Origin of the sequence: Brotaphodocola sp., from assembly GCF_050873065.1 — a bacterium.
Lineage (GTDB): Bacteria > Bacillota > Clostridia > Lachnospirales > Lachnospiraceae > Brotaphodocola.
The window spans coordinates 1-6,185 of the sequence record NZ_JBNMIC010000093.1 but is presented as its reverse complement, the minus strand read 5'-3'; the positions used below and the strand labels follow the sequence as shown (position 1 = coordinate 6,185).

Below are 6,185 nucleotides of genomic sequence, written 5' to 3'. Positions count from 1 at the left end.
GGCTTTGTGAATAGCCATAAGCCACTTATCGTAGTCTTTCAGAAACCACGCCTGATGGCGTAGGAAACGGAGACTTCAGACGTGGTAATTCATAGTTATACGCAAAAACGAGAAGCTCTATCTGAGTCTGCCATCCCCATTTTTCTTTTCATCCCATCTTCTTGGAATGTCTGAAACGGATCCGGGAAATTCTCAGATATGCTTCTCATTTTTATATTTCTGAATAGTACTTTTTTAATCAGCAGATTTACTTGAGCATCTCGTCTTTTCTTGCAAGAATCGCTGCTACTGCGGTACATGCCGGGCAGTCACAGTACTTTGCGCCTTTTGCCTTGATTTCTTTTGCATGGTCTGCAACCGCAGCTGCCTTGTCACCAAAAACACCTGCTCCTGCCGGAGACTCTGCAAATGCAATCAAACCATCGATCGGAATGATGTCTTCCTCAAGCTCGGCAATGTAATTCTTTGTCATCTCGGCTTCTTTGTCCGTTCCAAGCGCATCCAGCCATGCCTGTCCCGCTGCCTTTGCTTCTGCGCAGCAGCTCGATGCATCAATCAGTTCGTGTGTCTTCTCAACAATGTAATTCATCAGCTGGTTTTCCATAAGATTATGACCCCTCTTTCTAAAATAATTGTGCATAAACCCGCCTTTATTTTAGCATAATCGTCAGAGAAAATCAAATCTTTCCATCCTGTTTTTCCACGATTATCTGCATGATCGTTACGGTCCACGCGCCTTGCAAACAGCAACGGATTTTGCCGATGCCCCGCATTCCAGATATTATCTGCTATTATCTACTATCTGGAAGAACCAGCAGTAATTACATTTGACTTTCCGCCGTCTGCCTCTGGATTGTTCTCACCGCTGTTCGGAGTGTTGCTCGTTCCATTGCCATTCTGGGAAGAAGAGCCATTGTTAAAATTGTAGGAAGTTGCAGTGGAAACCTGAGTTGTGCAGGTACCATCTGCCTGGAAGGTATACACCACTCCATCAATCGTGCGGGAAGTTCCTGCAACCATCACTCCGTTTGCCGGATCAAAATAGTAGGTACTTCCATTTACATTCTGGAATCCGGTCTGCACTTTTCCGTCTGTTCCGAACAGATACCAGGATCCGTCAACCGGCATTGCAATGTTGATTGCACATTTTCCGGAATCCGGATAGAAGTAATAGCGGGAACCGTCAATCGTGCGCCAGCCAGTCCACAGGGAACCGTCCTCTGCCATATAAAAATAGTCATCTCCGATGCGGAGCCAGCCGATTGCAAGCGTTCCATCAGACAGTCCGTAGTAGTACTTGTCCGATGCAGTGTCATGGATCAGTCCGGTTGCAACCGTTCCGTCCGGCATATAATAGTAGAGCTTGTCTCCAGATTTTGTCACTCCTGCCGCATAAGCACTCATTCCACTTCCGATTACAACACTGCCAAGTACTCCAGCCAGCATGGCAACTGCCGCTTTGCGATATAATTTCATCTTTTCATCCTCCAGTTTCCATATTTATTTTTCTATCATCCATGAATTACCACGTCCGAAGTCTCCGTTTCCTACGCCATCAGGCGTGATTTCTGCACTTTTGATAGATAACTATAAATTTTCTCTCTCATCTTTTTATTATAAACCATGGAACCGTTCCAATGTAAAGAAAAAAATTGTAAAATTTTTGTGTCCTCCCCCATCAGACGATAAAATCCTTTATGCTTCGATCTCTAATGATAATAGCAATTCCCGCTGCATCCGTCTGGAAAAAGTTCCTTCCTGATTCTCCTCTGAAATTCCTCTTCAGATACCGAATTTTCGAGAATCTCCCTTGCCCGGGATAAATTTCGGATGTCTCTCTCCATAAAATCCACATAATTTCCACGACCCACGAGTTTCAGATGTGTGATCCCCGCGCGCCGAAGCTGCCACAGGGCACAGAGTCCGCACCCGCTCTCTCCGCACAGATAACCGTCCTCTATTGCTTCCTCATCCTCATTATCCTCATTCCCATTTTGATTCCTACTTTGATTCTCATTTTCGTTCTCATTTTTCAAACGCTCTGCCCCGATCAGCTCTCCATCCTCATCGATCAGTCCATTTTCTCTCAGCTGATTCCACCCGGATTCTTCCACCTTACGCCCACACACCGGTGCAAGCCAATAGGGAACCCTGCACAGATGCCCCAGCTCATCGCCATGAAGTGAATTGCAGAAAGCTCCCGTAAACTGGCAGTTCTCATTCATCACAAACGCCTCAAATTCTGTCGGAAACGCCGGGAAAGTCAAATTGGACGTCAAATCAGCTAACTTCGTCACAGCGCGCATATCGGCGAACGTGTTTTTTCGATGAAAAATGATCCTCGTAAGTCCAAGGCGGCTCAACACCCTCACACTCCCCGTATTGATTTCTCCCATCTCCCCGCTCAGGTGAATCTCACAGTCAATTCCCTGTTCTCTCAGATAAACAATCAGAGCCGGATCCGCAAGGATGAAACTTTGAAATCCAAGTTGCATACAGGAAACGATGATTTTGGCAATCTCCGGATACTGCTTGGGCAGATAATACAGGGAATTGAATGTCAGGTGAACCGGCTTTCCATAGCGGCGCACCATTCCTGCCAAAATCTCAAGTTCACTGTACGCTCCAATCTGAACATTGCAGCAGAGCACCTCTCTGCGGTTTAACGGCACCTGCGTCCCATATTTTGCAGTCCAGGAGTACGGGACATACCCGCAGAAACATTCATCCGCTCCCGCCTCGACAAAACGGATATACTCATCGACCGAGCCAAGTCCCGCAGTGATTTTCATCTTCCGTTTTACTGGATTTTCTCGTCTCCCACTTCCATCAGATTGATCACAAGACGGTCGATCCCAAGTTTCCTCCAGTATCTCATTCTGCTGCATTTGCTTTCCCTTCTGCATGCTTCCTCCCGCCTTTTCTCCGCCAGTTCTTCTTCCCGCCACTCACTCTGTTGGCATTTTTCTTCCACCGTTTTTTCCGCTTCTGCCTCTTTTGCTGCTCTTTCTTGCACGGAAAAGTCCCGAAGCTCCCCAAGAATCCGTATGTCAAATCCGAACAGGGAATTTCCTCTTCCGACCATATTCAGATGCTTTGGATACAGATACACAAAATGATTGCAAAACTTCGGGCACGCTCTGACCAGTGTCTGATATCCGCGCTCCCCATGGACACAACCCGCATATAAGGTACAATACTGGGAGGTGTTTGTCTGATAAAATGGAAGATGCAGGCTGTTTTTCTCCCCAGGGAAACAACTCTTAATCAATCCATCAACAGATTCCCACTCATAACGCTCAATTCCGAATTCCTTTTTCAGAAAATTCCGGTAAAACGCTGCATACAGATTGTTCTCCTGTCTCCCCAAATTTTGTTTTCCGTAACCTTGCTCTCCCGATTTCCCCCTCCATGTCTCTAAATATCTGCCCCTCGGATCTTTCCGGCGCTTGTTGAGCAAAATTCCAAGACTCGGCGTCAAATATCTCGTTTTTTGCGACACAAGATCTGCCATCGCCCAGTCATTGATCACAATCTCTATCTGCATGTTTTGCGTGTTCTGATCTTTTTGTACCTTTTGTGCTTTTTGTTTTTCCCACCATGCATCCACGTTCTGCAAGAGTTTTTCCGTTTTTTCCATCCATTCTTCCCTCAGATATGAAAAAACAAGCGTCACAGAAAGATTTTCCTGCCCTGCCTTTTCTAACAGCCTCATCAGGATCTCCTCTTTGGGGAAAAGCAGCGGGCAGAATGAATTTCCTATATAGAGCCGACTTGGACGGCAGGCCGCAAGCGGATGATTGTTAAGTCCGTTTTTCTCCCAGTACCAGCGCGCAAACGTCTGGGCAGGCACACTTAAATAGTTCTCATACAGAACCGGCTGGTCAAGCTCCAATGCGATCTCCGGGAAATCGAAATCTTCAAATTTCCCGACATTTTTTGGCGCATTCCCCTCATCTTTCTCTGCGTCAAACCACTGCCTTTTTTGCTCCATCAAATCACCGGCGCGGATCCCGTCAAGAGTCGCCGGATAACCGATCAGAGCCTCCGATACCTCCGCATCACTGCATTCCAGTTTCAGGCGGATATAGCGGTCATACTGACTGATCAGTTTCTGCACCGCACTTGAAAATTCGCTTTGTTTTTCCAAGTGTCCGCCATTTTCACCCTGCTGCACATTCACAGAAATCTCCGTCCAGAATTCTTTTTTTATGACCTCTGCAATCGAAAAATCTGTGATCCGAATCTCCCGATAGCTCTTCTTTTCCATCTCATAAAAACAGATCCGAAAAGCTCTCAACCGATTTCTGGCCGTGTCGTCCCATTCCGCCAGCCGAAAGAAAAATGCCTCTTCCTCGATCCCGGTAATCCGGATTTCCTTTTTCTCCACGCTCTTTGCCGTTTCCCCATCAAATTCTGCAAAGCCGGCCAGCAGACCAAACGGAATCATTGAAATCATATCCGCTCCACGTTCCTTTCTTTGTTTCTTTGTTTCTTTCTTTGTTTCTTTCTTCCTCTTTCCGTTTCCTTTTTTCGCTCTTCATCCTGTCCCTTTCTGTCTGTATATCCTATCACACAAGCCATTCTTTTTCCAGAATCATTTTCACTCCGGAAACATTTCCAAAATCCTCCCCGTGTACAGGACGTCATTCCAAGTTGACAGATCCCTTTTCGCGTCCTATAATAAACACAATTTTGTAATTCCTATATAATTGCTATGATTTTTATTATAAAACCAATGAGAAAATAATGAGAAGGAGAATTTTCATTCGATGTTGACAGAGAAAACCAAAGTTCTGGTCGCTGTTGATGCGCTTCCAGACGATGTGTGGAAACAATTTGAATGTCAGAAAACTTTTTCTTTTGTGCGGGACGGCATCCATGCCGGAAAACTGCTCGATGAACAGACCTTCGACGTCGTATTTCTGGATCTCTTTTTGAACGGACTGGATGCCCTCCACCTTCTTCGGAAAATCCGGGCGGAGCACCCCGCTGCACGCGTTGTGCTGACAAGCGAAGCTCCGAATTTCCAGTTTGCCCGCCAGGGACTCCTGTACGGCGCCTGCGACTATCTCCTGCGCCCATTCACCTCCGATATGCTTGCAAAAACATTTGCGCGGATGGATCTTTCCGGACAGTCCGAAAAATCTCCTGAACAGGAAGCTCTTCTGCGCGTCAAGCGCACTCTCGGGACAAGTCTTTTTCCGGAAACCGTCTCCAAAGAACTCCATCAGCTCTGCTCCCTGACCGAAAATAACATCGAGACCGATCAGCGGCTCAGACGCTTTTTTGAAAATGTCGTATCCCTCACTTTTCAGGAATTTCCATGGCTTTCGTCCTTCATCGACCAGAAGGATTTCAGTCAGATTCACGGACTCTTCACGAGTGATGAGCATCTCGTCCGCACGTTCTGTGAGCAGGGCTTTAACCGGCTCTACGATCAGCTCTGGCGCCTCTATCCCGAGACCGACGATGAACATGTAAAAGCGATTATGATTTATCTGCTCGAACACGTCGACACTCCTCTGCCGCAAAAAGAGGTCGCTCAGGAATTTTTTATGAGTGCCTCTGCGCTGAGTGAACGCTTCTCCTCAGCTCTCCACCTCTCTTACCGGGAGTACAGCCAACGGATCCGCATGAGCCGGGCATCCTGGTTTCTGCGAAACACCAGCCTCAAGCTCTATGAGATCTGCGATCAGATGGGTTTTAAGGATGTGAACTACTTTTCCAGACAATTTCGCCAGCAAAACGGCATGACCGTCTCTGAATACCGCATGGATGACGGAAGTTGGGAATTCCAGATCTGAGTTTTCTCGGATCCGGTTCCCACATTTATTTTCCCTGCGGCGCTTCAAAACAGCCATAAGACAACAAAAAGCCCAGAAATCAATCACTTGACTTCTGAGCTTTCGATTAGCAGGGGAAGAGGGGCTCGAACCCCCATCTACGGTTTTGGAGACCGCTGCTCTACCATTGAACTATTCCCCTATGACATTTAAAACATTCGCCTCAACTGAGCACTCGTACATAATACCATATGACCATCTGATTGTCAATGAATTTTTTCAATTTTTTTGAACAATTAAAAAAATTAAATTCTGATTTGAACCGTGAAACATCAGCAAAAACAAAAAGCTCAGAAATCAATCACTTGACTTCTGAGCTTTCGATTAGCAGGGGAAGAG

At 46.4% G+C, this 6,185-nt stretch carries 5 protein-coding genes and 1 tRNA gene; 1 reads left to right on the top strand and 5 read right to left on the bottom strand.

All coding sequences use genetic code 11. The features are described from left to right. Positions 1-247 precede the first annotated feature (247 nt). The 4 genes from ACR0QE_RS12935 to ACR0QE_RS12920 form a co-directional block, all read right to left on the bottom strand. On the bottom strand, positions 248-604 hold the full coding sequence (locus ACR0QE_RS12935; RefSeq protein WP_432628749.1) for a molecular chaperone Hsp90: 357 nt from the start codon (positions 602-604) through the stop codon (positions 248-250). A 194-nt stretch (positions 605-798) separates the two neighbouring features. Continuing rightward, on the bottom strand, positions 799-1,476 hold the full coding sequence (locus ACR0QE_RS12930; RefSeq protein WP_432628748.1) for a hypothetical protein: 678 nt from the start codon (positions 1,474-1,476) through the stop codon (positions 799-801). A gap of 233 nt (positions 1,477-1,709) precedes the next feature. Further along, positions 1,710-2,792: a U32 family peptidase gene (locus ACR0QE_RS12925; protein ID WP_432628747.1), complete on the bottom strand. Its 1,083-nt coding sequence runs from the start codon at positions 2,790-2,792 to the stop codon at positions 1,710-1,712. 8 nt (positions 2,793-2,800) lie between these two features. Continuing rightward, positions 2,801-4,459, bottom strand: coding sequence for a hypothetical protein (locus ACR0QE_RS12920; RefSeq protein ID WP_432628746.1), 1,659 nt, complete (start codon positions 4,457-4,459; stop codon positions 2,801-2,803). Between the two features lie 313 nt (positions 4,460-4,772). On the opposite strand from ACR0QE_RS12920, the gene ACR0QE_RS12915 reads away from it, so the two are divergent. Next, positions 4,773-5,807 (top strand): helix-turn-helix domain-containing protein, encoded by a 1,035-nt coding sequence (locus ACR0QE_RS12915; RefSeq protein ID WP_432628745.1) that lies wholly within the window; start codon positions 4,773-4,775, stop codon positions 5,805-5,807. 110 nt (positions 5,808-5,917) lie between these two features. On the opposite strand, the gene ACR0QE_RS12910 is transcribed toward ACR0QE_RS12915, so the two are convergent. Further along, positions 5,918-5,988 (bottom strand) — tRNA-Trp (locus tag ACR0QE_RS12910). Positions 5,989-6,185 lie beyond the last annotated feature (197 nt).

Bases quoted from the DNA above. Each gene is read 5' to 3' on its own strand.
- ACR0QE_RS12920 (WP_432628746.1), bottom strand. From the start codon at position 4,459: ATGATTTCAATGATTCCGTTTGGTCTGCTGGCCGGCTTTGCAGAATTT.
- ACR0QE_RS12915 (WP_432628745.1), top strand. From the start codon at position 4,773: ATGTTGACAGAGAAAACCAAAGTTCTGGTCGCTGTTGATGCGCTTCCA.
- ACR0QE_RS12930 (WP_432628748.1), bottom strand. From the start codon at position 1,476: ATGAAATTATATCGCAAAGCGGCAGTTGCCATGCTGGCTGGAGTACTT.
- ACR0QE_RS12935 (WP_432628749.1), bottom strand. From the start codon at position 604: ATGGAAAACCAGCTGATGAATTACATTGTTGAGAAGACACACGAACTG.
- ACR0QE_RS12925 (WP_432628747.1), bottom strand. From the start codon at position 2,792: ATGAAAATCACTGCGGGACTTGGCTCGGTCGATGAGTATATCCGTTTT.